Origin of the sequence: Alicyclobacillus sp. SP_1, from assembly GCF_024706985.1 — a bacterium.
In the GTDB taxonomy this organism is placed as follows: domain Bacteria; phylum Bacillota; class Bacilli; order Alicyclobacillales; family Alicyclobacillaceae; genus Alicyclobacillus_I.
In genome coordinates, this window is the sequence record NZ_JAMCCX010000039.1 from 74482 (window position 1) to 97923 (window position 23442).

At 54.1% G+C, this 23442-nt stretch carries 21 protein-coding genes; 4 read left to right on the top strand and 17 right to left on the bottom strand.

Annotated features, from left to right (window positions below):
- The first annotated feature begins 100 nt into the window (after positions 1 to 100).
- The gene (gene acs, locus M4I36_RS10915; RefSeq protein WP_258111772.1) at positions 101 to 2056 is read left to right on the top strand and encodes an acetate--CoA ligase; all 1956 of its coding nucleotides are present in this window, start codon (positions 101 to 103) and stop codon (positions 2054 to 2056) included.
- Between the two features lie 83 nt (positions 2057 to 2139).
- Here the strand turns inward: acs and M4I36_RS10920 are convergent, their stop codons facing one another.
- Positions 2140 to 2694 carry a hypothetical protein gene (locus M4I36_RS10920; protein ID WP_258111773.1) on the bottom strand — a complete coding sequence of 185 codons (555 nt, stop codon included), beginning with the start codon at positions 2692 to 2694 and terminating at the stop codon, positions 2140 to 2142.
- Between the two features lie 237 nt (positions 2695 to 2931).
- On the opposite strand from M4I36_RS10920, the gene desA reads away from it, so the two are divergent.
- The gene (gene desA / locus M4I36_RS10925; protein ID WP_258111774.1) at positions 2932 to 3966 is read left to right on the top strand and encodes a Delta(5) desaturase DesA; all 1035 of its coding nucleotides are present in this window, start codon (positions 2932 to 2934) and stop codon (positions 3964 to 3966) included.
- Between the two features lie 164 nt (positions 3967 to 4130).
- Here desA and M4I36_RS10930 read toward each other — a convergent pair whose 3' ends face one another.
- The 15 genes from M4I36_RS10930 to hisC form a co-directional block, all read right to left on the bottom strand.
- Positions 4131 to 5570 carry an NAD-dependent succinate-semialdehyde dehydrogenase gene (locus M4I36_RS10930; protein WP_308661206.1) on the bottom strand — a complete coding sequence of 480 codons (1440 nt, stop codon included), beginning with the start codon at positions 5568 to 5570 and terminating at the stop codon, positions 4131 to 4133.
- 48 nt (positions 5571 to 5618) lie between these two features.
- Positions 5619 to 6011 (bottom strand): thioesterase family protein, encoded by a 393-nt coding sequence (locus tag M4I36_RS10935; RefSeq protein WP_258111775.1) that lies wholly within the window; start codon positions 6009 to 6011, stop codon positions 5619 to 5621.
- Between the two features lie 84 nt (positions 6012 to 6095).
- Positions 6096 to 6887 (bottom strand): enoyl-CoA hydratase-related protein, encoded by a 792-nt coding sequence (locus tag M4I36_RS10940; RefSeq protein WP_258111862.1) that lies wholly within the window; start codon positions 6885 to 6887, stop codon positions 6096 to 6098.
- A gap of 14 nt (positions 6888 to 6901) precedes the next feature.
- On the bottom strand, positions 6902 to 7687 hold the full coding sequence (locus M4I36_RS10945) for an enoyl-CoA hydratase-related protein (RefSeq protein WP_258111776.1): 786 nt from the start codon (positions 7685 to 7687) through the stop codon (positions 6902 to 6904).
- Positions 7684 to 7992 (bottom strand): EthD family reductase, encoded by a 309-nt coding sequence (locus M4I36_RS10950; protein ID WP_258111777.1) that lies wholly within the window; start codon positions 7990 to 7992, stop codon positions 7684 to 7686. Before M4I36_RS10950 ends, M4I36_RS10945 begins: the two co-directional genes overlap by 4 nt.
- 85 nt (positions 7993 to 8077) lie before the next feature.
- Positions 8078 to 9400, bottom strand: coding sequence for a phenylacetate--CoA ligase family protein (locus M4I36_RS10955; protein ID WP_258111778.1), 1323 nt, complete (start codon positions 9398 to 9400; stop codon positions 8078 to 8080).
- A gap of 14 nt (positions 9401 to 9414) precedes the next feature.
- Positions 9415 to 9891 carry a 1,2-phenylacetyl-CoA epoxidase subunit PaaD gene (gene paaD / locus M4I36_RS10960; RefSeq protein WP_258111779.1) on the bottom strand — a complete coding sequence of 159 codons (477 nt, stop codon included), beginning with the start codon at positions 9889 to 9891 and terminating at the stop codon, positions 9415 to 9417.
- A gap of 61 nt (positions 9892 to 9952) precedes the next feature.
- Positions 9953 to 10759: a 1,2-phenylacetyl-CoA epoxidase subunit PaaC gene (gene paaC, locus M4I36_RS10965; protein WP_258111780.1), complete on the bottom strand. Its 807-nt coding sequence runs from the start codon at positions 10757 to 10759 to the stop codon at positions 9953 to 9955.
- Positions 10756 to 11097: a phenylacetic acid degradation protein gene (locus M4I36_RS10970; protein ID WP_258111781.1), complete on the bottom strand. Its 342-nt coding sequence runs from the start codon at positions 11095 to 11097 to the stop codon at positions 10756 to 10758. Before M4I36_RS10970 ends, paaC begins: the two co-directional genes overlap by 4 nt.
- A 38-nt stretch (positions 11098 to 11135) precedes the next feature.
- Positions 11136 to 12029 (bottom strand): 1,2-phenylacetyl-CoA epoxidase subunit PaaA, encoded by an 894-nt coding sequence (gene paaA, locus M4I36_RS10975; RefSeq protein WP_308661217.1) that lies wholly within the window; start codon positions 12027 to 12029, stop codon positions 11136 to 11138.
- Between the two features lie 92 nt (positions 12030 to 12121).
- Complete coding sequence (locus M4I36_RS10980; RefSeq protein WP_258111783.1) at positions 12122 to 12760, bottom strand: TetR/AcrR family transcriptional regulator; 639 nt, start codon at positions 12758 to 12760, stop codon at positions 12122 to 12124.
- Positions 12761 to 12960: 200 nt separating this feature from the next.
- Positions 12961 to 14319, bottom strand: coding sequence for a dihydrolipoamide acetyltransferase family protein (locus M4I36_RS10985; protein ID WP_308661209.1), 1359 nt, complete (start codon positions 14317 to 14319; stop codon positions 12961 to 12963).
- Positions 14316 to 15302: an alpha-ketoacid dehydrogenase subunit beta gene (locus M4I36_RS10990; protein ID WP_258111784.1), complete on the bottom strand. Its 987-nt coding sequence runs from the start codon at positions 15300 to 15302 to the stop codon at positions 14316 to 14318. The genes M4I36_RS10985 and M4I36_RS10990 overlap by 4 nt, the downstream gene beginning before the upstream one ends.
- On the bottom strand, positions 15302 to 16414 hold the full coding sequence (gene pdhA / locus M4I36_RS10995) for a pyruvate dehydrogenase (acetyl-transferring) E1 component subunit alpha (RefSeq protein WP_258111785.1): 1113 nt from the start codon (positions 16412 to 16414) through the stop codon (positions 15302 to 15304). The genes M4I36_RS10990 and pdhA overlap by 1 nt, the downstream gene beginning before the upstream one ends.
- Positions 16411 to 17538 (bottom strand): histidinol-phosphate transaminase, encoded by a 1128-nt coding sequence (gene hisC, locus M4I36_RS11000; RefSeq protein ID WP_258111786.1) that lies wholly within the window; start codon positions 17536 to 17538, stop codon positions 16411 to 16413. The genes pdhA and hisC overlap by 4 nt, the downstream gene beginning before the upstream one ends.
- 413 nt (positions 17539 to 17951) lie before the next feature.
- Between hisC and M4I36_RS11005 the strand changes: the two genes are divergently transcribed.
- Positions 17952 to 19805, top strand: a complete 1854-nt coding sequence (locus M4I36_RS11005; protein WP_258111787.1) for a peptide ABC transporter substrate-binding protein — start codon at positions 17952 to 17954, stop codon at positions 19803 to 19805.
- Between the two features lie 469 nt (positions 19806 to 20274).
- A complete protein-coding gene (locus M4I36_RS11010) occupies positions 20275 to 22092 on the top strand; it encodes a peptide ABC transporter substrate-binding protein (protein WP_258111788.1) in 1818 nt (605 codons plus the stop codon).
- Between the two features lie 210 nt (positions 22093 to 22302).
- On the opposite strand, the gene ispG is transcribed toward M4I36_RS11010, so the two are convergent.
- Positions 22303 to 23412, bottom strand: a complete 1110-nt coding sequence (gene ispG / locus M4I36_RS11015; protein WP_258111789.1) for a flavodoxin-dependent (E)-4-hydroxy-3-methylbut-2-enyl-diphosphate synthase — start codon at positions 23410 to 23412, stop codon at positions 22303 to 22305.
- Between the last annotated feature and the right edge of the window lie 30 nt (positions 23413 to 23442).

Below are 23442 nucleotides of genomic sequence, written 5' to 3' on the forward strand. Positions count from 1 at the left end.
AGAACAGAGACAGCTTCTTGTGTCATGCTGCTTGAGCACTATGCCGCCTTGCTGTCGTGTTGACTCTATTCCATTCTGTTTGTACGAGGTGACGATTGTTATGCCGACAGAACTCCCTCCCTTTATCAGCAATTCTCTTCCTATTCATCCATCAGATGCGTACAGGAACACATCATTTATCTCGTCCGAAGCAGAGTACGCAGCGCGCTATCAGCAATCACTTGAGCACCCTGAGGCTTTTTGGTCGGACATCGCAGCCGAACTTCGATGGTTTCATCCGGCAAACACAGTCATCCAAGGTGCCCTGCCGGACTTCGCATTTTTCCCTGGAGGAAAAATAAACGTCTGCGACAACTGTGTGGACCGCCATGCCGAACACCCAAATACGAGAAATAAAGTCGCTCTGTTTTTTGAAGGTGAGCGCGGCGAGCGCTCGTCCTTAACGTACGCGCAACTCCATCGCGAAGTATGCAAATTTGCGAACGTGCTTCAATCCTTGGGACTTCGTTCCGGAGATGTGGTAAGCGTTTACATGCCTAATTCACTAGAGACCTACGTTGTATTGCTCGCTTGCCTTCGCAGTGGAATCATCTACAATACGGTGTTTGCGGGGTTTTCAGCAGAAGCTTTGCACGAACGGGTAGTCGCCAGCGGTGCGAAAGCGGTCATCTGCGCCAATGGTAGCTATCGCCGAGGCAAAATCATTGCCTTAAAGGAGACGGTAGACGCCGCCTTGGCGCGCGATACGCAAGTGGAACACGTGGTTGTCTGTCATCATGTACCTGACCTAGACACGCCGATGACTCCCGTTCGAGATGTGGATTATGGCGAACAGATGGAGCGAGCTTCCGCCGACTTTCCAGCGCTCCCGCTCGATCCGAATGACCCCGGTTTACTCATTTTCACGAGCGGAACAAGCGGAAAACCGAAAGGCATTGTTCACGCTGGCGGAGGGTTTCTGCTCGGCACATACGCGTACACAAAATACCAACTCGATCTCCACGCGGAAGATGTCTACTGGAACACAGCAGACATTGGCTGGTTGACGTCTCACATCTTCGTACTCGTTGGCGGCCTCGCACTCGGCACCACAACCCTGCTGTATGAGGGGGCCATCGATTATCCGCACCCAGGTCGTCTCTATGAAATGGTCGAACGCTATCAAGTCAACAAACTTTTTTCCGCTCCGACGGCTTACCGGATGCTCTTAAAACACGGCTCCCGTCTCGCCCAACAATACGACTTATCCCATGTGACCTTGCTCGCATCGGTCGGCGAACCGCTCAATCCCGAGGCGTGGAACTTCATGCGCAGCATTTTTGGCGATGGCAAGGTCGTCATTAACAACACGTGGGGTCAAACAGAGACGGGCGGCACTCCGCTCGCATCTCTGCCGGGTGCCGTATCCATGAAACCTGGGAGTTGCGGCGTACCGTTTTTCGGTCACCACCTCGACATTGTGGACGGCGACGGCCAGCCAGTGCCCGCAGGTACGCCTGGCTATCTTGTCATTCGAAATGCCTTTCCGAGTTTGGCGAGAGACATTTTTGGCGATCACAATCGGTATCTGTCTTCCTACTTCCGCCAAGTCCCTGGCGCCTACTTTACGGGAGACAGCGCCGTCCGAGACGCTGATGGGCACTACTGGGTACTGGGTCGCGTGGATGACGTCATCAACGTCTCCGGCCACCGCATCAGCACGATGGAAATGGAAAGTTCGCTGATTGCACACCCAGCCGTAGTCGAAGCGGCAGTCGTGGGGCAACCGGATGACATTCGCGGCCAAGTGCCAGTCGCTTTCGTGACACTCGATGCGCGTTTTGCAGCCGAAGAGGCGTTGTCGAAGGAACTGATGGCTAAGGTCGTTTCCGACATCGGGTCGTTCGCACGACCAGCATCTATCCATTTTGTCAGCGCTATGCCAAAGACGCGGTCTGGAAAAATTATTCGCCGAATGCTTCGCGAAATCATTCAGACTGGCGAGGTGCGAGGAGACGTAACGGGGCTGGAGGACAGCGACATTCTCGACCAGTTGCTTGACGACATGCGCGGTTAAGCGCGAGTCTTCTCAGATGTCTTATATCCATGGATTTTGCGGCGCCGAGTCGTGGCGCCGCAACGGACACAGTGCGAGTTGACTCAAGACAACAACATGGGAATGGCCGACTTCATCGCCGTTGTCGCCTTTTTCCCGCCGCTCAAATTCAGGTTCATGAGTTGTACGCTGGTACCTTGCACCATCCATGAAGCCGCTACCAACTCCCCGTCTGCATTGAACGACTCTGTGATTGTTCGGCCATCCATGCGGACAGTTCGATTGACCGATCCGCCACCAACCTCTACCTTTCCACCCATTTCAATCACTTGGAATGCTGTGTTGGCTGTGTGGTTCGTCAGCGAAAAGGACAACTGCTTTACGACACTGTTTCCATCAGCGGGCGATACAGAAGGACTCTCCACGGTCCATCCACTCGTCAATTGAGGATACACAATCTTGAAGGACACTTTGTCTTGGTACGCGTGTAGAGGAGAGGTGACAGTGTCCGATACGGCCTTTGACGAAGTCGTGCCCACATTGGCATTATGGTTTCCAGAGGTATGCACGCCGCACCCCGCTAAGACACAAACACTCACAAGAGATAGCGATAACGTTGCAAATTTCTGCTTTGGAAACTTGGCCAAAATCATGTTCACACCCATGCCTCCATTCCGTCTGCTCAATCAAGCGGGTGATGCCAAAAGGCCATGAGATTTTAAAAGGCACAAACGATGCCCCTTGCTGAATACCCCGAAATGTGCCATACTGGGTACTGTGGTTCATTTTATCCCGCCATCACCTAAGGTAGCATAGTTTATGGAAATCGGCTACCGCCTCTTGTCTCTCCTCCCTGTTTCTTCTCGGTTTTGTTTGTAAGAGAAAGGATGCCAATTATGAAAATGATGCCAAACGCAAGCGAATGGAAGTCGGACATCGCTCCGTACGCGTTGCCAAGTCGGTCTAGAAGTAGTTTGCAATTTATTGGTAATATCATCCCTTATCTCCTGATTGTTGCAGCTGCGTATTTCTCCTACTCTATTTCTCTGTGGATATCCGTCGCACTCAGCATTGCCGCAACTGCCTTTCTGGTGCGAATTTTTATTATGTTTCACGATTGCACACACCACGCATTTTTTCGCAGCAGACGTGCCAATACAGTTTTTGGCGTTATCACGGGCTTACTCACGTTTTTTCCTTACTATAGGTGGAAGAATGAGCACTGGATTCACCATGCTACCAGCGGCAATCTCTCGCGCCGCGGCACCGGAGATATTTGGACCTTAACGGTGGAAGAGTACCAGTCCCGCTCCAAATGGCAGCAAAGATTCTATCGCCTGTACCGCAATCCTTTCGTTATGTTTGGACTCGGTCCATTGCAACTCTATTTAGTCGAATACCGATACAACACGAAAGGTGCCCGACCTAAGGAGCGTTGGAACACGCACTTGACCACCGCTGCTTTAGCCCTCATTGTGGCAACTTTGTGCTACTTCTTCGGCTGGAAAGAGGTCTTAATCATTCAAGGGACCATGTTGTACCTTGCAGGAATGATTGGTATTTGGCTCTTCTATGTGCAACATCAATTCGAAGACACGTACTTTGAGAAAGACGAAGAGTGGGAATATGTGAATGCGGCGTTGGAAGGGAGTTCTTTCTATAAACTTCCCAGAGTCCTGCAATGGGTGACAGGGAATATTGGATATCATCACATCCATCACCTCAGTCCACGCATACCCAACTACTACCTTGAAAAGGCTGCAAAAACATGTACTTCGTTGCAAAATGTTCCATCGGTTACCCTGGCCACCAGCCTAAAATCTTTGAATTTCCGCCTGTGGGATGAGTCGCAAAAACAATTTGTAGGCTTCCGAAAAGTCCATCATAGCATTCGCTTAGCGAGACGTGCTCGACGAATCCAAAAAGCATAAGCGGCCACGGTGCTCACGCTTTAATAGCAACACCCAGTGTCCACCCATTCGCCGTGAAGCCTGACTAGCGGCGCGAAGAATCTTGACAGCGGTATATGGAAAACGCATCCTACACTGGCGGCCTCTAGAGCCGCCGTGTGGCAGGATGCGTTTGATTGTGTTGCTTATAATCCGAGGGAGACGAATTTGACTTCTAAAAATTCATCCATGGCATAGTGTCCGCCTTCTCGGCCGATGCCACTTTCCTTCATCCCACCAAACGGAGCTTGAGTTTGTGTGACTTCCCCATCATTCACACCTACAATGCCGTACTCCAACGCTTCCGCGACACGCATTGCCCGGCTGAGATTCTGCGTAAAGATGTAGGCAGCCAGCCCATACGGAGTATCATTAGCCATGCGCACCACTTCTTCTTCATCAGAAAATGTGAGGACTGGCAACACCGGGCCGAAGGTCTCTTCTTGACATACCAACATGTTCGCCTGAACGTTGGTGAGAATCGTGGGTGCCACAAAAAATCCTTTCGCATACTCTCCCTCCGTGAGGCGACTTCCGCCGTGTACGACAGAAGCTCCTTTGCTGCGCGCATCGTCAATGTGCCGCATCACCTTTTCCACGGCACGTTCATTGACCAGCGGTCCAATTTCAACCGACTTGTCTCGGCCATCCCCTACTTTCGCAGCAGCCACACGAGCTTTCAGCTTCTCGACAAATGCATCGTGAACATCCTCATGGACAAACAGCCGATTCGTGCAGATGCACTGTTGGCCAGACGCTCGATATTTGCTCTCAAACACCCCGGCCACCGCCGCATCCAAGTCGGCGTCGGCGAAAACAACGGTCGGCGCATGCCCACCGAGTTCCAGACTGATGCGTTTCACCGTCTTAGCCGCGCCTTCCATCAGCAACTTGCCAACGCGGGTCGATCCGGTAAAGGCAATTTTGCGCACTTTTTCCGAATTGATGAACGCTTCGCCAATGGAATCGGGCTTGCCCAAGACAAGATTCGCGACTCCTGGTGGAAAGCCAGCTTCGGCAATCAACTCGAAGAGTCGAATAGCGGACAGCGGGGTGCTCTCCGCTGGTTTCAAAATGACCGTACAACCAGAGGCGAGGGCCGGAGCCACTTTCCGGGCCACCATATTCACTGGGAAATTCCATGGTGTGATAGCAGCCACCACACCAACCGGTTGGCGCATCACTAATATGCGTTTATTCGGCACGGACGATGGAATGGTTTCGCCATATACACGCTTCGCTTCTTCTGCGTACCAGAGGAAGTTATCTGCAGCCCCAAGCACTTCCCCTTTGGCTTCGCGCAGGGGCTTGCCCATTTCCAGCGACACCAGTTCCGCCAATTCATCTCGATGAGCACGCACTAAGTCGTGGAGCTTCAAGAGATATTTCGCGCGTTCCCGAGCTGTCGCCGAAGACCAACCGGGAAATGCTTGGGCCGCAGCATCGATGGCGCGCTTGGCATCGTCTCCATCACCAAACGCGACCTCGCCCACCAAGTCACCCGTCGCTGGATTGTACACTTTCCACGTATCCCCGTGTACTGCTTCAACCCACTCGCCACCCATGTACATCTTTCCTACATCCATTCCATTCACGCTCCTTCATTTCGAACTTTTCGTCGTGGTCTGCACTGCTCAAGACATCGCTTCAATACGGTCGACAATCTTTTGACGCGGTAAAATCGCTTGGGTGAAACTGCCCGCACCGACCACCGCCTTATCGTGTACCGCGCGCACGTCGCAAATAACGAGGCGCCCATCGTTATGCGTTACCTCAGCGATAAAAGTAACTTTTTTCCCGACCGGGGCCGGAGCGCTGTGGCGAACATTCAATTCTGCCCCAATACCTTCCTCTCCGTCTTCGAGAAACGGCAGAATGACTTTGCGCGCCACCCACTCCATGTGGTAAATCATCGAAACCGTCGACATCGTCTGATGAACCGTCTCTCCATCGAACTGAGGACACATCTCGACCGTGACTTCCATCTCCAGTTGCTCTCGATAGCCCGGTTCCAGCCCTGGTTTCATGCGCCCACTCCTTTCTTGTTGTGCACGAACGCGCATTTTCCGAAGGCACCTTCCACGCATCCGCCTCGCCAGCACAACGTCTCGTCAGCGACCACGAAAGGCTGGTTTTCGCTTTTCGAGAAAAGCTTTCACACCTTCTTGATGATCCGCTGTGCGTCCCGCTTCTCCCTGGAGCTTTGCTTCAGCCGCGAGCGCACTCGTCAAGTCCATCCCGAGCGCAGCGTGCATCGCCTGCTTCGTCAATCCAATCGCAAGAGTCGGCAGCGCCGCAAGACGCGTTGCCACTTTGGCGACCACTTCTTCAAACTCGTCCATGGGCGCGACCGTCATCACTAAACCCAGTTGACGCGCATCGTCTGCGGTCAGACGATCTCCGAAAAAGGCTAGTTCTTTTGCTTTGGACAATCCCACTAAACGCGGTAACCACCACGACCCTCCGGAGTCAGGCACCAAGCCAATCGGAACAAATGACTGTAAGAACGAGGCTTGCGCCGAGGCGACAACGAGATCGCACGCGAAAGCCAAATTAGCTCCAGCCCCGGCCGCCACGCCTTGCACGGCTGCGATGACTGGCTTTTTACTCGTGGCAATCTGTTCAACCAACGGGTTGTAGCCACTCTTCACAATCGCCTCATAATCAACTGGCAACGAGCTGTCCACTGCGGATAAATCTTGGCCAGCAGAGAACCCTCGGCCGCGGCCCGTCAACACGATGGCCCGCACGTCTTCGGATGCGTCACACCAGCCGATGGTCGCAGTCAACTCGCGTAACATGGGCATCGTCAACGCATTTAACTTGTCAGGTCGATTCATGAACACATAGGCGACCGATTCGCGTAATTCCAGTTGAACAGAGTCTTCCGTCGGACTGTACATTTCAGCCACTGGCACTACCTCCCCTCAAAGCGGGGCGGACGCTTTTCGAGAAATGCCTGCACGCCCTCCGCCTTATCGTCTGTCGCAAAGAGCAGATAAAATAAATTGCGTTCCGCTTCCATGCCCACTCCTAAAGGAACATCTGTCGCCTGATAGACCGCTTCCTTGATGGCGCGCACGGAGAGAGGAGCCTGCTTGGCAACATGCACAGCCCATTCAATCGCCACATGCACCGTTTCTTCATCAGCCACCACGTGCTCCACAAGACCCATATCGAGTGCGCGCTTCGAATCCACAGGCTTGCCCAACCAGAGCATCTCGAGTGCCCTCGAAGTGCCCACTTTGCGTGCCAGCCGCTGCGTTCCACCAGCGCCCGGCATGAGGCCAAGATTCACTTCAGGAAACCCAAACCGCGCAGACTCTCCTGCCACCACCAGGTCACAAGAGAGCGCCAATTCCAAGCCCCCGCCAAGCGCATAGCCGCGCACGGCTGCAATGAGGGGCTTGCTGAACGTCCGCAAGCGGTCCCAGTCGCGAAATTGGTTGCGGGTTTTCATCTCAGCAACGGTCACATCGACCATCTCACCAATGTCCGCGCCCGCAGCGAAAGCCCGCTGTCCCCCGGTCAGAACCACCGCACGGACCGTGTCCTCTCGCTCTAACTCAAAGAGAACCTCTACAATCTCCGCAACCCGCCCTATCGAAAGCGGATTTAGGTCGTTTTCAGTACCGAATGTCAACAATGCAACGCTTTCGGCGGGCCTCGAAACCTGCGTAAACTCCCGCAGCATTTCCGTCATCCCTCTTGAACAGTCCCGGTCACCATCGTCACAATGGGCCGAGCAAAAGACATCAAGTCCTTCGCGGCAGCTTTGCCTTCTGCCGAGTTCATGGCCGCCGTCAACGTGGCCTCATCCGCAAAGGACATCTCCGCGAGCAAAAAGTAATCCGTGGGACTGCCCATCGCATCCGCATCAATTTTTGTAACGTCCAATTTTTCCAATCCCGGCATTTTTCGAACGAGAGGCGTATGCACTTCACGGTAGTGTTGCAGAAAAGCAGCTTCATCCTCTGGTTTGCGGTAAATCGCAATCAACTTGACCATCGCTTCCCATCTCCTCTTCCCTACAGTCTGTGGCTAACGCAATCTTTTCTGACAAGCACCCTTCGTGCTGCGAGACCGCCAGCCGTTACTTACGGCGGTCTACCAGGCGCACAGCTTTCCCTTCACTGCGCGGCAACGTGCCTGGCGGAACGAGCCGCACACCGATGCCTAGCCCGAGCACGTCTCGCAGTTCCTGCGCCACATCAGCCGCCAAGCCGGGTGCCCTGTGCTCTGCGACGAGACCCGTCACGACTTGTCCAGCAAGTGAACCGTATTCTGGCTGGACTTCGACGTGGACTTCCAGCACGTCCAAGTGCTCCTGTTTATCCACATAGATGACATAGTGCGAACTCAGTTCTTCGCGTGCAACAACAACGCGCTCAATTTCCGACGGAAAGACATTGACACCACGAATGATGAGCATGTCGTCAAGTCGACCGAGCACGCGCGACATCCGCGCGTGGGTTCGACCACAGACGCACGGTCGAACATCAAGATAGACCATATCGCCCGTGCGGTAGCGCACAACCGACATCCCCTCTTTGGTCAGCGCCGTCAAGACCAATTCTCCGCCCTCCATCGGTGCAGCGGGCTCCCCTGTGTCGACATTAATTACTTCGGCAAAAAAATGGTCTTCGGCAATGTGTAGCCCATTCTGCGCTTCCTGGCACTCGATAGACACTCCGGGTCCCATCAACTCGGACAAACCATAGACGTCACAAGCTTTGATGTGGAATGTCTTTTCTAAGTTCGAGCGAATCGCATCCGTCCACGGTTCGGCCCCAAAAATGCCGTAACGAAGCCCGAGTTGACTGGGGTCGGCCCCACTGTCTCGAATCGCATCGGCGATCGCCATCGCGTAAGAGGGAGTGCAGACCAGTCCTTCTGGGCGCAAATCCTGTAAGAGCATAGCCTGGCGTGCCGTCTGTCCCCCGGAAGCGGGGATGACCGTGGCTCCGAGCCGCTCGACTCCGGCATGAAAGCCGAGGCCCCCGGTGAACAGACCGTATCCGTAGGCCACGTGAATCGTGTCTGCAGGCGAAGCTCCTGCCGTTACCAACGCGCGAGCCATGAGATCCGACCAAACAGCGAGATCTGCCTTCGTATAGCCGACTAACGTCGGCTTCCCCTTGGTCCCGGAAGATGCATGAAACCGCACGATATCAGAACGGGGTGCGGAAAAGAGACCAAATGGATACTCCGCGCGAAAGTCCTTTTTCGTGAGAAACGGGAGCTTCCACACATCGGCAATCGACTGAATATCTTCTGGTGCAACTCCCCGCTCATCCATCCGTGTGCGGTAGAAGGGAACGCGATCGTAGGCGCGACGAACGGCCGCAGACAGCCGAGTGGACTGTAGTGCGGACAGCTCGTCTCGGCTCATGGTCTCCAACTCGGCTTGATACATGCTCTCACACCCTCTTATAGCGTTTTCATGGCTTCAAATGGTTGGCGGCAACTGTTGCAGTAGTACACCATCCGGCACGGAGCCGGGCCGAAGCGGCTGCTTCGCTCCGTCTCAGTTGAAGCGCAGTACGGGCACGGCACTGGCTCTCCGGGAGCGACGGGCGGCGCTATGCCATAGTTGCGGAGCGCTCTCCGGCCTTCCGCCGTCACATCATCTGTCGTCCATGGTCGGTCGTAGACGTAACGCACGTCCACGCCTTCCACTCCCGGCAGAAGCTCGATGTCACGGCGCACTTTGTCGCGTATGAAATCGAGTGCCGGGCAGCCCAGAAACGTAGGCAAGAGTTCAATCCGCACAGCACCGTCGGTGACGTCGACTGCATGCACCACACCCAAATCTGCCAAACTGATGGCCGGCATCTCCGGGTCTGTGAGGACCCAGAACCGCTCCGTAACCGCTTTCTTCAAGTCGGCATCTGCAACTACTGGCATGTGGATTCCCCCTTCCTATGCCTTCCGTATGCCCTGCTGTGGGCCACACAGTGAGACTCAATTACCAGCGCACGCCCTCTTCTGTGGACGAAACTTCTTGAAGTGTGCCGAGCAACTCAGTCAGCGAGGCGCTGTGGTCTCCACTCCGTCCCGACGGACCGGGCAGTGACCAACGAGCGTTTCCCAGACCGTAGCGGTGTAAAGCCTGCTCGATCCGCTGGTGAAACACCAACTCCGCCTGCTCCCAATTCAAGCTTCCCGAGACGCTCGAAGAAAGTTCCTGCGGCAGTACGGAGAGGTCAGCCGCCTCCGCAAACACGGCCTCGACCGCACGCACCAATCGGTCTTTCGCTTCGCCGCCCGACGAGAGCCGCGCGAGCCAAGCATCCATGTGAATCAAATGATAATATTCCTCGCGCTGCATTTTGCGAACTCCGTCCGCAAGCGCTGGAAACGGACACTGAATGAGCACCTCTAGACGCACAGCATCCCACGTGTCATACATCCACTGACGCACGACCGCTTCCGCAAAATCCCCGCGCGCGCGTTCCAAGAGGCGCGAATTACGCCAGTGGGTTGCTTGGCGGCGATAAACGAGATGGTCTGGAGTAGGCTCCCCCAAATGGTGAAGCAATTCGTAATAAAATCGCGCATGGCCAATTTCATCCTGTGCAAGCGAGGCAAACGCAATGTCTTCCTCCACCGAAGGTGCCAGACCGAGCCACTCCGATGCGCGATGACCCGCGACTAACTCATCGTCTGCAAGCGTATACAATAACGGGATGTATTCGCGATATGCGTCGGCGACACTGGCATCCGGAGCTTTCTGGTTTGGTGCATCTTCGATTGCGGACCGATGTTTTGTCATGGTTTTCGCACATCCTCAATCACTTCGTCGAGCGATAGCGCCCGCGACTTGAACTCCTTCCAGCGCAACGCGTTGTCTGCGTATCCACTCACTTCGCGATAAGAGCGGTCAAACTCGCGCGCAAAGAAGTCTACATCTTCGCCGCCGACGCTGGCGACTGCGGTTCGCGGGACCACCCAGAGACTGACTGCCTCATCGCGCCGAAGAAAATTTTCACGGGCGAGCAGTATGGCCATCGACACGTCCGAGGCAAGCAAACTCCCCACGTGCACATGGGCATCTTGGTGCGTGCGCTGCACAAAAACTTCGTACGCCCCGTACTCTTTGACGCCCTCCATCGGCAAGACCTCCCTCTAACTTTTTGCAGCGACTCTTGTCATAGTGCCACTTGACGAGCCCACGCCTGCCCTTCATGGGCAGCTTGACGCAGATGAATGCGCTCTGCTGACTTTGGACCGACATTTTCTCGCACCATCATGCTGAAATACTCCCAATCAGGCTCTTGATAATGCCACAGACCGTCGGCATCTCGATGCAAGGAACTGTCTGGAATGGTCAAACCAACCGCGTGAATTCGCGGCACATAGCGATTCAAAAACTTTTGTCGAAGTTCTTCATTCGTTCGCTGGCGAATTTTATACTTCATCATTTTTTCCACAGGCGAAGAGATCTCTTTCGGCCCGAAGAAGAACAAAAGCGACGGCCACCAGCGGTTCAAAGCGTCTTGTAACATCTGACGTTGCGTCTTGGTGCCCTCTGCCAAGGTGAGAATAATAGACTCACCATGCTGCATGTGAAAGCTCTCTTCTGCACAGACTCTGCGCAAAACCCGCGTGTACGGAGCGTATGACCCGTCCAGCAGTGCCGTCTGCGTGATGATGGCTGCGCCGTCGACCAGCCAACCAATGATACCCGCATCCGCCCATGTGGGAGCATCCATATGAAAGACATTGTGAAATTTGACCTTCCCGGTAAAGACATCGGTCATGAGCGAGTCTCGATTGCCGCCAATGGGCTCCGCCAAATCTTCCGCCACGCGCAACAACAATTGACCGTGCCCCACCTCATCTTGCACTTTTGCCAAGAGCGAAAGTTTTCGCGCCAATGTGGGAGCTTTGGGCACCCATTCCTTCTCCGGATACGCACCCATAATCTCGCTGATGCCATGCATGTGAATCAGCCGCAAGAGAAGCAGGCGATATTCGAGTGGCATCCAATCCGTCGACTCAATTTTGTCGCCGGCTTCAATCCGTCGCATAAACGCTTCCATCTGCTCGGCTTCTTTTGTTTCGACCTGACTGTCGACGTCTGCGGACTGGCCATGTGCACCTCGCACGCCAGTTCGATTTGACTTGAGGTCCATCATTCGTCTTCACCTCCGCGATGTTGTCCAATCCCATCCAGAATCAACTGGGTAAATCGACGAGCAATACGTTCCGGGTCATCCGGTCCATCTCGGTGGTACCACTGATATACCCAATTCGCCGCAGACAAGATGAGCAAGCGTGCAAACTGAGTATCCCTCGCCTGAAATTCCCCAGACTGGACGCCTTCCTCAAGAATCTTCGACCACAGCTGCTCGTAGTCCACTCGCTTCTGAAAAATGATACTGCGACGCGGTTCACGAAGCGCATACCACTCATGGAAGAAGACGCGAGCGGCGTCCAAGCGAGTGGCGACTACTTGGATATGTGCCGTCAAGCCAGCCAAAAGCTTTTCTGACGCGGGTCGATCCGCTTCCACGACCGGCCGCAACGCTTCCAAAAATGCGGTCGCTCCTTCGTCTGCAATCTCAAACAGCAAATCTTCTTTCGAACTGATATGAGCATAGAGACTGCCGGACAAAATTCCGCGCGCTTCGGCAATTTCGCGAATGGTCGTGCCGTGGTAGCCTTTACGGCTGAATAAGGCGCCCGCCGCAGCCAAAATGGACGCTTTTGAACTCTCTTTGAGCGGCTGTACAGTGACCGCGTCCGCTTCTTCGACTGGTTCTCTGTCCATCGCCTGTTCAACCTCGAATCTTTGCGAACGCCTTACCTGCATCTGAGCAGTTTCGACGGATGTCTCTGGTCCAACAAGAACAACGCGCCAAACAAGCGCTTGCTTGTTTTTATCGTACGCCTAGCGGAGCCAGTTGTAAATGGTCTCTTTCCTCATCTGACCTGCCGCCCTCTCATCGGCGGCTCAAATTCCTGCGCCAATCACGCAAGTTCGAGCAGCCACAGTTCCGGCTGTTCCAACAACTCCTTGATTCGATTCGTAAACCGAACTGCCGTCGCTCCATCGAGCAACCGATGGTCGAACGAAAGAGAAACGTTCATCATTTTGCGAATCACGGGTTCGTCGTTGCGAACGACGACCCGCGGCTCCATCTTGTGAAGAGCAAGGATTGCTACTTCCGGATGGCGAATGATCGGCGTAGCATGAATGCTGCCAATGCCGCCCATATTGCTGATGGTAATGGTCCCGCCTGCGGTTTCCCCGAGTCCAAGTTTCCCCAGACGCGCTTTCTCCGTGAGAACCTGAATGTCACTGGCCACTTGCAAAACCGACTTGGCACCAACATTTTGTACGACGGGTACAAGGAGTCCCGCCTCCGTGTCGGTCGCAATGCCAACATTGACCCGATGCTTGACGAGGATTTCTCCAGCGGCTTCGTCGAGCGAACTGTTAAGTAGCGGATAATCGCGGACGGCCATACTCATCGCCTTAGCCACATAAGCCAACAAAGTCAGACGAGTTCCTTTCTGCTCCGCGTGCGGCTTGGCCTTTTTTAACACGTCCATCAGTGCATCCATTTCTATTTCTTCCATATGTGTCACATGCGGTATGGTCCGTACCGACATCACCATGTGTTCTGCGATTTTTTGGCGAATCCCGCGAAATGGAATGCGCTCTACGTCTGCCCCCGGCGCTGCCTGCACCGTCCCTCTGCCAGACTGGCTGGCGACAGCGTCGCTCTTCGTTCCGCCAGCCTGATGACGAACGTCCTCTTCGCTAATTCGGCCATTGCGACCCGTCCCCTGCAGCGTGGTCAAATCGACACCGAGCTGACGTGCCAAATGTCGCACATAGGGCGTAGCACGGACACGCGCACCCGTTGCTGCGGCAGGTTGTCCTCCCCCATCGACTGATGCCCGGGATTTCTCTGTATCCGCAGACTTCCCCGCCGCAGTACTGTCCGCTACAGCTGCGCTCGCTACACGCTCGCGCGCCACCGTTGTTGCAGACGGCGCAGGGACCGCCGCCGTTCCTTGCGACTGTTGCGAAGCAGACGCCCCCGCGCCCGTGCGAATTTTCAGCAGCCCGGCACCCACTTCGACAGTATCGCCAGCAGCGGCGAGCAGCTTGTCAACAACTCCCACCACAGGCGACGGCAGTTCCGCCGTGACTTTGTCAGTTTCCACCAATACGAGCGGCTCATCCATGCGGACGGCCTGCCCTTCTTCGACCAACCAGCGGACGATGGTCGCCGTTTGTACGCCTTCCCCAATATCTGCTAGTTTAAATTCAAACAGGTCTGCCACCGCACTCATCCCCTTTGCAGTCGTCGCGCTCACTCATACGTCACCGCTTCTGTCACCCCAACTTTGACACGGTCCTCATCTGGAAGATAGGCGTCTTCGACGGCAAACGATGGAACTGGCACATCATAGCCCGTCACGCGCATGATGGGTGCCCGCAAACAGTCGATAGCTTCTTCAGCGATCAACGCCGCAACTTCACCGCCGAGCCCTCCCGTCTTGTGCGCTTCGTGCACGATGACAGCGCGCCCCGTCTTCTCCACCGAGCGAAGAATCGTCTCACGGTCCAAAGGCATGAGCGAGCGCAGGTCCACCACGTCCGCAGTCCACCCACGCTCCTCGTGAAGCGCCAATGCAGCACGTTCCGCGACCGGTACCATCGCTCCCCACGCGAAGATCGACACGTCGTCTCCTTCATGGAGCACCTCAGCCTCATCCAAGGGAACGCGGTACAATCCTCCGGGAACGCTCCGCTTACCAGCTCGATAAAGCCTTGTGGGTTCCAAAAACATGACCGGATCGTCCAATTCCATCGCGGCAATCAACATACCTTTGGCATCGTACGGATTACTCGGCACAACCACGCGCAGCCCTGGAGTATGGACAAACAGGGATTCGAGACTTTCGGAATGCAGTTCAGGCCCGCGGATACCCGCGCCATAAGGGGTGCGAATGACCATCGGCAGTTGAAACCGACCGCGCGTCCGCGAGCGCATCCGAGCCACATGAGCAAAGACTTGCTCAAGTCCGGGAAACATAAACGCCAGAAACTGGATTTCGGCGACTGGCCGGAACCCATTTAACGCGAGTCCCACCGACGAACCGATAATGCCAGACTCGGCTAACGGAGTATCAACAACGCGGTTTTGCCCGTATTTCTTCTGCAATCCGTCCGTCGCGCGAAAAACCCCGCCGTTGACGCCGACGTCCTCGCCGAGAATCATGATGCGTGCGTCGTCCGCCAATTTTGCGTCGAGCGCTGCGGCAATCGCCTGGACCATATTCAGTTCTTCTGCCATTACGCTTCCCCTCCCGCCTGCAGCCCCTGCCGCTGTTCCTTGAGGTGCCACAATTCCTGCCCATAGACGTGATGGAACATTTCCGCAGGTTGGGACATCGGCACGGCAGCCGCCTCGTCAAACGCCGCGAGCAACTCCTCGGACGTGCTCTCCAAGAGCCGCTGCTCCTCGCTGTCAGACCACACACCCTTCTGTAGCATCAAACGACGCAACCGCACAATTCCATCCCGTTCGTCGCGCCATGCTTCGTCCATCGATGCCTGATCCCGATAGCGCGTCGGATCATCCGCGGTGGTATGGGCTCCAAACCTCTGCGTCACCGCTTCGATGAGCGTCGGCCCACCGCCGTCCCGCGCCTTCTGGACAGCCGACTGCACGGCCAAGTAGACGGCCAACCCATCATTGCCGTCGACGCGAATGCCGTCCATCGCATAGGCGGAAGCGCGCTCTGCAATCGTCCGAGACGCCGATTGGCGCTGAAACGGAACGCTGATGGCAAATCCGTTGTTCTGGCAAAAAAAGACGACAGGCAGATGAAAGACCCCCGCAAAATTCAGGGCCTCGTGAAAATCTCCTTCGGAAGTGGCGCCATCGCCGAAATAGCAGATGCTGACGGTGTCTTCGCCACGCAATTTCGCCGCCCAAGCCACCCCGACTGCGTGCAATAAGTGCGTGGCAATCGGGACACACGGGTGCAAAATATTCAAGTCATCAGGCACGTCAAATCCGTCGAGTTGGCCCATCCAGTAGCGAAACATCGTTTTGAGCGGCATACCATGCGTCATCGAGGCGGCACCATCCCGATACGTCGGAAACACCCAGTCACTTCGGCGCAAAGCGAGCGCACTGCCGACCTGTGCGGCCTCCTGGCCTTCAAACGGAGCGTAGGTTCCCATCTTGCCCTGCCTCTGCAACGCGATGGACTTCCGGTCAAACTGGCGCACACGCACCATCTGCCGATAAATCTTCTGAATCTGCTCGACGGTCAAGTGTGCGAGCATGCTTTCCTCCGCTTTGCCATCCGGCTGCACCACTCGAAAGAGTGGAAGCACGTCGTTTTCGCGATGACGAAAAAAACCAGTCAATTGAGATAACTCGTTCTCGGCAATCATCCCTGCATCGTCTCCTTTCGCAAATCTGGCAGAACTTCCTGTAACACTGTCAATAAAAAGTCATTTTCCTCAGGGGTCCCAACACTGATGCGAAGCGTATGAGGGTTTGCCTCCAACTGAGCGCCGCAGCGAATGACCACACCCCGTTTAAGCAGCGCATTAAACCAATCCATACCGTCTTCCTCGACCAGCGCCATGACAAAGTTGGCCTCCGACGGGTAGACTTCCAGTCCAAAGCTCCTCAGTGCTTTTGTCAAACGTTCTCGCTCCTGCGCATTCTGATTCCGGCAATTCTCGACAAATTCGTCATCTTCGAGCGAAGCCAGCGCCGCCGCTTGCGCCAGTCGACTGGTATTAAACGCATCTTTCACCTGAATCAGCGACTGCACCACTGCCGGATGCATAAAACCATAGCCAATACGTAGTCCAGCCAGCCCGTATATCTTGGAAAACGTGCGCAAAATCACAAGATTCGGATGCTCTTGGAGCAGTGCGATGGAATCAAGCATCTCTTGCTCCACGTATTCAATGTAAGCTTCGTCGAGAACCAACAGGACATGTTCAGGAACCGCGCGAATGAATTCGAGAAGTGCCTTCTTGTCGACGACCGTCCCGGTGGGATTATTCGGATTGCAGACGAATACCATCCGCGTCTTGTCACAGATTGCCGCCTTCATCGCCGCTAAGTCATGAACGCCCTCTCGGAGTGGTACTGCGACCACGCGCCCGCCTTCGATGCGCACATTCGTCTGGTAACGGGGAAACGTGATATCAGCCATCACCACTTCATCGCCAGGATGAACGTAGGCGCGGGAAAGCATGCGAATAATCTCGTCCGACCCGTTGCCAATCAACACTTGCTCGGCACGAACTCCGGCTTTTTGAGCAAGTTTCTGGACTAATTCTGGACCGAGCGACTCAGGATAAAGCGATGCTCGAGTCATTTCCCGGACGACAGCATCTGTCGCCTTGTGCGAACAACCATATGGATTTTCATTCGATGCCAATTTGACAATGCGCTTCAATCCATAACGGCGCGCCACTTCCTCAATAGGCATTCCTGGTGCATAAACACCCAGCCCTCGCAATTGCGGCCGTGGTTCCACTGGATGAACGGTATCCACCTGTCGCCCTCCTCCTGACCAAACTGGCCAATGGTCTCTTCATAATGCTATCGTACCTGACGAGTCCCTCCGAAATAAAGCACAAACAAGCGCTTGCTTGGTATCACCCTGTCTATGATAGCGTTTTCAGCACGAGAGTATCAAGATTCATGACTCCATCTGGCAGAAACGCAATATTTCGTTGTAATACTCAAAAAAAAGCGATGATTTTTGCGCAACTTTATGATACGTTGTATCCCTCAATTCACCTCCAACCGCCGATCACCCGTCGTCGCCAGCGCCTCGTAGTCTGGGCATGGTGTACGCCCTCAACACGGATGCTCGCAACAAGTAATAACCTTTTGGACACCTCTTGCACGAACGCGCTTCAACGGAATGGAAAAAAGCACAAACGAATGAGGGGGCCATCTATTATGGCAAAGAGAAGTCATACGCAAAACACCATGCCATCGAGCATCCAAGCGAAATTGGCAGTGAAAAATCGCCATCGCCGGATGGTGACGGCGACCATCGCCCTGTCTACCGGAGTCGTCTTGGCCGTGAGTGGCTGCGGAACGAGTAGTTCCAACCACACGGCCAACAGCAGCGCGACCAACAACAGCGGCACGACCGCAGCTTCTGCAGGAAAACCGACTCCTGGGGGGACCATCACCTTTGCGGTCTCAGCGCAGACGAATTTAAACTGGTTCATTCCCATTGCCAACTCAGGTGCCGACAGCGTTGCCAACTTCCAGATGATTTACGATATGTACAAGCCCTTGTTGTGGATAAACCCTAATTACTCTATTAATTGGAACTCGTCGATTGCCGACAAAATTACCTACAACAAGGCAGGCACGGTCTATCATGTCTATCTGAATCCGAAGTGGCATTGGTCGAACGGACAACCCGTCACCTCGAAAGACCTCATGTTTACTTGGAACGTGGTCAAAGCGGCATCCGCCAACAATGCTCCGTCGCCATGGCCATACGTTGGCGTAGGAACAGGAGACATCCCGAACGGCATCAAGAGCGTGGTCCCCAACGGCAAGTACGAAGTGACCTTTACGCTCGACAAACCAGCCAATCAGCATTGGTTTATTTACAACGGGATCATCCAATTGGTACCGATGCCAGCTTCCGTCTGGGATATCCACAAAAACATCATGACAGAAATCAAGTATCTTGGCACAGAGGCGACCAATCCGTCGTTTGACACGGTGGTCGACGGCCCCTTCAAAATGAAAGATGCCGTGCCCAGCCAGTCTTGGACTTTGGTTCCCAATCCAAATTACGATGGCCACAAAAGCATCGTGGACAAACTCGTCTTTGCATACCAAGCGTCTACTGCGGCAGAATTTTCAGCGCTTAAGACGGGAACCGTCAACGTTGGCTATTTGGATTTGAGTCAGTACGGCTCCCGCTCCGCGCTGACCTCGATGGGTGACAAAATCACGCCAGAGTACGGGTTTGGATTCTTTGAGACGCAATTGAATATGTTCAAGGGTTCCACGACTGCGCCTATTTTCGACCACCTGTACGTTCGCCAAGCCCTTCAGATGGGGATTGACCAACAGTCCGTCGACACTGCCATCTACCACGGCTACGCACCGCCAGTGTATGGTCCGATACCGACCACGCCGCAGACGCAATATTTGGACCCGCTGCAATCCAAACCAATTTACCCATTCAACCCTGCCGCCGGCAAGAAATTGTTGGAACAGCATGGCTGGAAAGAAGTGAACGGTGTCATGACGAAAGGGAATGAAAAGATGAAGTTCGTCATGCTCTACACCAGTGGCAGTGCCGCGGCGCAGGACACGGTAGAACTGATGAAACAGGACTGGGCGGAAGAAGGCGTGGATGTGACCCTCAAACCCATGCCATTCAGCACGCTCATCAGCGTCACAAGCAATCCGAAAGCACCAAAAACTTGGGAGATGGCAAATGGGTCCGGCTGGTTCTACAATGGCCCCGGCTACTATCCCACCGGTGGCCAGTTGTTTGCGACTGGTGCTCCGTCCGGCTTTGGCTATAGCAACAAGACCGAGGACGCTTTGATTGCGGCCACGCATCAGCCTTATGCAAGCGATGCCGCCAATATGGCAGCCTTTCAGAAATATGCCGATTTCACGGCGCGGCATCTGCCGTTCCTGTGGAACAACAACTACGCCACGCTGGTCGTCAGTGCTCCCAACGTCCACGGCGTAGCCGAATACTACGATGGTGCCGTCGGATTCCCGCAGATGCAGTATTGGTGGGTTTCCGGGGCAACATCGGGCAATTGATGCAAGTTTGTTTGTCCGCACCCGAATGACGCAATTCAGCTAGGCTAAAACATCTCACTGTCACCTACAAAAGCCCATGGAGAAAGCGTTCTCCATGGGCTTGACGACGGAGGCAACTTCCCTGTCATGAATTCTCCCAATAACCCACGACTTTCGTGCATTACAGTAGCAGAGCAGAAAAAAATCCCTGTACAACCACTCCATTCACGCCTCTCATGTGACCTTTGCCGACAAAATTGCAAATATAAATAAGGTTCCTAGTGAATTTTTTGTTTGATTGTGATATTTTAAATTAACGAAACTTTCTTGATGGTCTCTGGGCTTTCACCATTGGAAATACTGAGGTTTTTCGCCAAGGACGTGGAGTCTGTTTCATAAGATACCCATCTTGACCGATTGCCGCAGTGAGGAAAGTGGACAAAGGGGTTTCGCCAAAGTGACCACGCACAACACAAAGGGGGAAATGGTTTTGTCCAGTCCAAAAAAATCTGTATCCAAGCGACGCAGACGCTCGCTACTGACCGTAGGTGCTCTCTCCACCGGGTTAATTCTCACGGTCACAGGTTGCGGCACGAGTTCTAATTCAACCGCCTCAAACACGACAAAAACAAGCAACACCACGTCCACGTCGTCCTCGTCCAGTTCCACCAAAGTCACCAAAGGTGGCATCATCACGATTGCCGAGTCTGCGCAAACCAACTTGAACTGGTTTATACCCATAGTTAATGCCGAGGATGATTCGGTCGACAACACGGTGTTTTATGACCAACTGTATAAACCGTTGCTCTGGATTAACAACAATTACACCATCAATTACAAGTCATCCATCGCGGACAAAATCACCTATAACAAGGCAGGTACCGTCTATCATGTATTTTTAAATCCAAAATGGCATTGGTCGAATGGGCAACCCGTCACTTCCAAAGACCTCATGTTCACATGGAACGTGGTCAAAGCCGCCTCATCCGCGAAAGCTCCCTCGCCGTGGCCCTATGTTGGCGCAGGTACGGGCGATATTCCGAATGGCATCAAGAGCGTGGTGCCCAACGGCAAATACGAAGTGACGTTCACACTCGACAAACCGGCCAACCAGCAGTGGTTTATTTTTAACGGACTTATTCAATTGACTCCCATGCCGGCCGCAGTTTGGGACATTCACAAAAACATTATGAAGGAAATCAAATACCTCGGTGCGAACGCAACAAACGCCATGTTCGACAAAGTCGTGGACGGTCCGTTCATGGTCCAAAGCGCCATTCCAAGTCAAGCCTGGACACTCGTTCCAAACCCGAACTATGACGGCCATAAGAGTACCGTCAAGAAAGTGGTCTTTGACTATGAGGCATCAACCGCTGCCGAATTCTCTGCAGTAAAGACAGGCGCTGTCAACGTGGGTTACATCGACTTTTCTCAACTTGGCTCCAAAGGCGCCCTGACGTCGATGGGCGACAAAATCACACCTCAATATTCATTTGGTATGTTCTACACGGACCTCAACATGTTCCCTGGCTCAAAAGTGAAGAGCTTGATGGATAAACTGTATATTCGCCAAGCGCTGCACATGGGCCAAGATTTGCAAGGCATTGACACGTCCATTTACAAAGGCTATGGCCCACCGATTGATGGTCCCATTCCAACTACTCCGGTCACTCAATTCCTCGACCCAGCCCTCAACACCAACCCGTATCCGTTCAATATTGCTGCTGGTAAAGCATTGCTCGAAAAACACGGTTGGAAAGAAGTCCATGGCGTCATGACCAAAGACGGCAAACCACTGAAACTCCTGATGATCTATGCGAGCGGCAGTACATCCGGTATGGATGTCGCTGAATTGATGAAAGAGGACTGGGCGAAAGAAGGCATTGACGTCACACTCAAGCCCATGCCGTTCACCACAGAAATCAGCGTCACCAGCAACCCGAAAGACGCGTCGCAGTGGGATATGGCGACAGGCTCTGGCTGGGACTACAACGGACCTGGATTTTATCCGACGGGCGGGCAGTTGTTCGCAACGGGTGCGCCGTCCGGCTTTGGATACAGCAGCAAAAAAGAGGATGAATTGATTGCCGCAACCCATAAACCTTATGCGACCGAGGCGGAGACCATGAAACATTTCTTCGCTTACGAGGACTACACCGCCAAACAACTTCCCTTCCTCTGGGCGAATAACGTCGCGAGTTTGACGGTCACTGCACCGACTGTTCACAACGCCATCAAATACAGCGACTCGGCTGTTGGTTTCCCGCAAATACAGTACTGGTGGGTGAGTCCGAGCGCCTCCAACTAAGTACAGTGTTCGTTGTTACGCGCTTGTACGCTTAATGGAGTGGCATGGCGCCCCCATCCAAACGGACAGAGCATATGCGGTGGTGTGACTATTCCACACCACCATTGATAAGGAACGCCCCGTCGCGTGGCGGGGCGTTCCTTGTTTCTTGAAAACGGTGTAGAGACATAGTCGGCGCCCGTCTATCTCACCAGGGCGACTGTTTCGCGACTAAGAGACAGGCTGTTCGACTTCTTCGTCCACACTTCCTGTGCGGGCGTACCGCTCGGCCATTGCCGTAATTTCCTTTTTTAACTCTGCCACCAATTCCGCCTCGGGCACCTTGCGCACTACCTTGCCTTTGCGAAACAGCAATCCTTCGCCGCGCGCACCAGCAATCCCAATATCCGCTTCTTTTGCTTCACCGGGACCATTGACGGCACAGCCTAGCACCGACACTTTGATGGGGGCTTTGATGTTGGCAGTGAATGCTTCAATTTCATTGGCAATCGAGATGAGGTCGATGTCAATGCGTCCGCACGTGGGGCAGGAAACAATCGTGACTGCGTCCGATACCACGTGATACACTTTCAACAGTTCGCGAGCCACGCGAATTTCTTCCACTGGGTCCGCCGAGAGAGAGACACGAACCGTATTGCCTATTCCCATGGACAACAGGGTACCGAGACCTGCCGAACTCTTAATGGTGCCGCTAAACAAAGTACCTGACTCGGTAATTCCAAGATGAAGCGGATAATCGAATGTTTCCGCCGCCAATCGGTACGCTTCGATGGCAAGCGGCACATCCGAGGCTTTCATCGAGACGATGATATCGTGAAAGTCGAGTTCCTCCAAAATCCGGATGTGATGAAGCGCGCTTTCGAGCATACCTTGAGCCGTTGGGTACCCGTACTTCTCCAAAATCTCCCGCTCTAAGCTACCGGCATTGACACCAATGCGAATGGGGATATTTCGCTCTTTGCAGGCTTTGACGACCGCTTCGACGCGGTCGCGCTTTCCAATATTTCCTGGATTAATGCGCACTTTATCAATGCCGCGAGCGATGGCTTCCAGAGCCAATCGATAATCGAAGTGAATATCCGCCACCAGTGGGATGTGAATTTGACGTTTGATGTGCGAAATAGCTTCTGCCGCCTCATGGTTGTTTACCGTGACGCGAACCAACTGGCAACCCGCCTCTTCAAGACGGCGAATTTCCGCCACCGTCGCCTCGACATCTGCCGTCTTTGTGGTCGTCATACTTTGAATGACGACTTGGTCGTTCCCACCAATGGTCACGTCGCCAACCCTGACCGGCCTTGTTTGCTGCCGCAAATACACGGTATTCTCTCCTCTCGCCAAAGCGAACGT

Coding starts and splice junctions, on each gene's coding strand:
- acs (WP_258111772.1), top strand. CDS start 101: ATGCCGACAGAACTCCCTCCCTTTATCAGCAATTCTCTTCCTATTCAT.
- desA (WP_258111774.1), top strand. CDS start 2,932: ATGAAAATGATGCCAAACGCAAGCGAATGGAAGTCGGACATCGCTCCG.
- M4I36_RS10930 (WP_308661206.1), bottom strand. CDS start 5,570: ATGGATGTAGGAAAGATGTACATGGGTGGCGAGTGGGTTGAAGCAGTA.
- M4I36_RS10935 (WP_258111775.1), bottom strand. CDS start 6,011: ATGAAACCAGGGCTGGAACCGGGCTATCGAGAGCAACTGGAGATGGAA.
- M4I36_RS10940 (WP_258111862.1), bottom strand. CDS start 6,887: ATGTACAGTCCGACGGAAGACTCTGTTCAACTGGAATTACGCGAATCG.
- M4I36_RS10945 (WP_258111776.1), bottom strand. CDS start 7,687: ATGACGGAAATGCTGCGGGAGTTTACGCAGGTTTCGAGGCCCGCCGAA.
- M4I36_RS10950 (WP_258111777.1), bottom strand. CDS start 7,992: ATGGTCAAGTTGATTGCGATTTACCGCAAACCAGAGGATGAAGCTGCT.
- M4I36_RS10955 (WP_258111778.1), bottom strand. CDS start 9,400: ATGTATCAAGCCGAGTTGGAGACCATGAGCCGAGACGAGCTGTCCGCA.
- paaD (WP_258111779.1), bottom strand. CDS start 9,891: ATGCCAGTAGTTGCAGATGCCGACTTGAAGAAAGCGGTTACGGAGCGG.
- paaC (WP_258111780.1), bottom strand. CDS start 10,759: ATGACAAAACATCGGTCCGCAATCGAAGATGCACCAAACCAGAAAGCT.
- M4I36_RS10970 (WP_258111781.1), bottom strand. CDS start 11,097: ATGGAGGGCGTCAAAGAGTACGGGGCGTACGAAGTTTTTGTGCAGCGC.
- paaA (WP_308661217.1), bottom strand. CDS start 12,029: ATGGAAGCGTTTATGCGACGGATTGAAGCCGGCGACAAAATTGAGTCG.
- M4I36_RS10980 (WP_258111783.1), bottom strand. CDS start 12,760: ATGGACAGAGAACCAGTCGAAGAAGCGGACGCGGTCACTGTACAGCCG.
- M4I36_RS10990 (WP_258111784.1), bottom strand. CDS start 15,302: ATGGCAGAAGAACTGAATATGGTCCAGGCGATTGCCGCAGCGCTCGAC.
- pdhA (WP_258111785.1), bottom strand. CDS start 16,414: ATGATTGCCGAGAACGAGTTATCTCAATTGACTGGTTTTTTTCGTCAT.
- M4I36_RS11005 (WP_258111787.1), top strand. CDS start 17,952: ATGGCAAAGAGAAGTCATACGCAAAACACCATGCCATCGAGCATCCAA.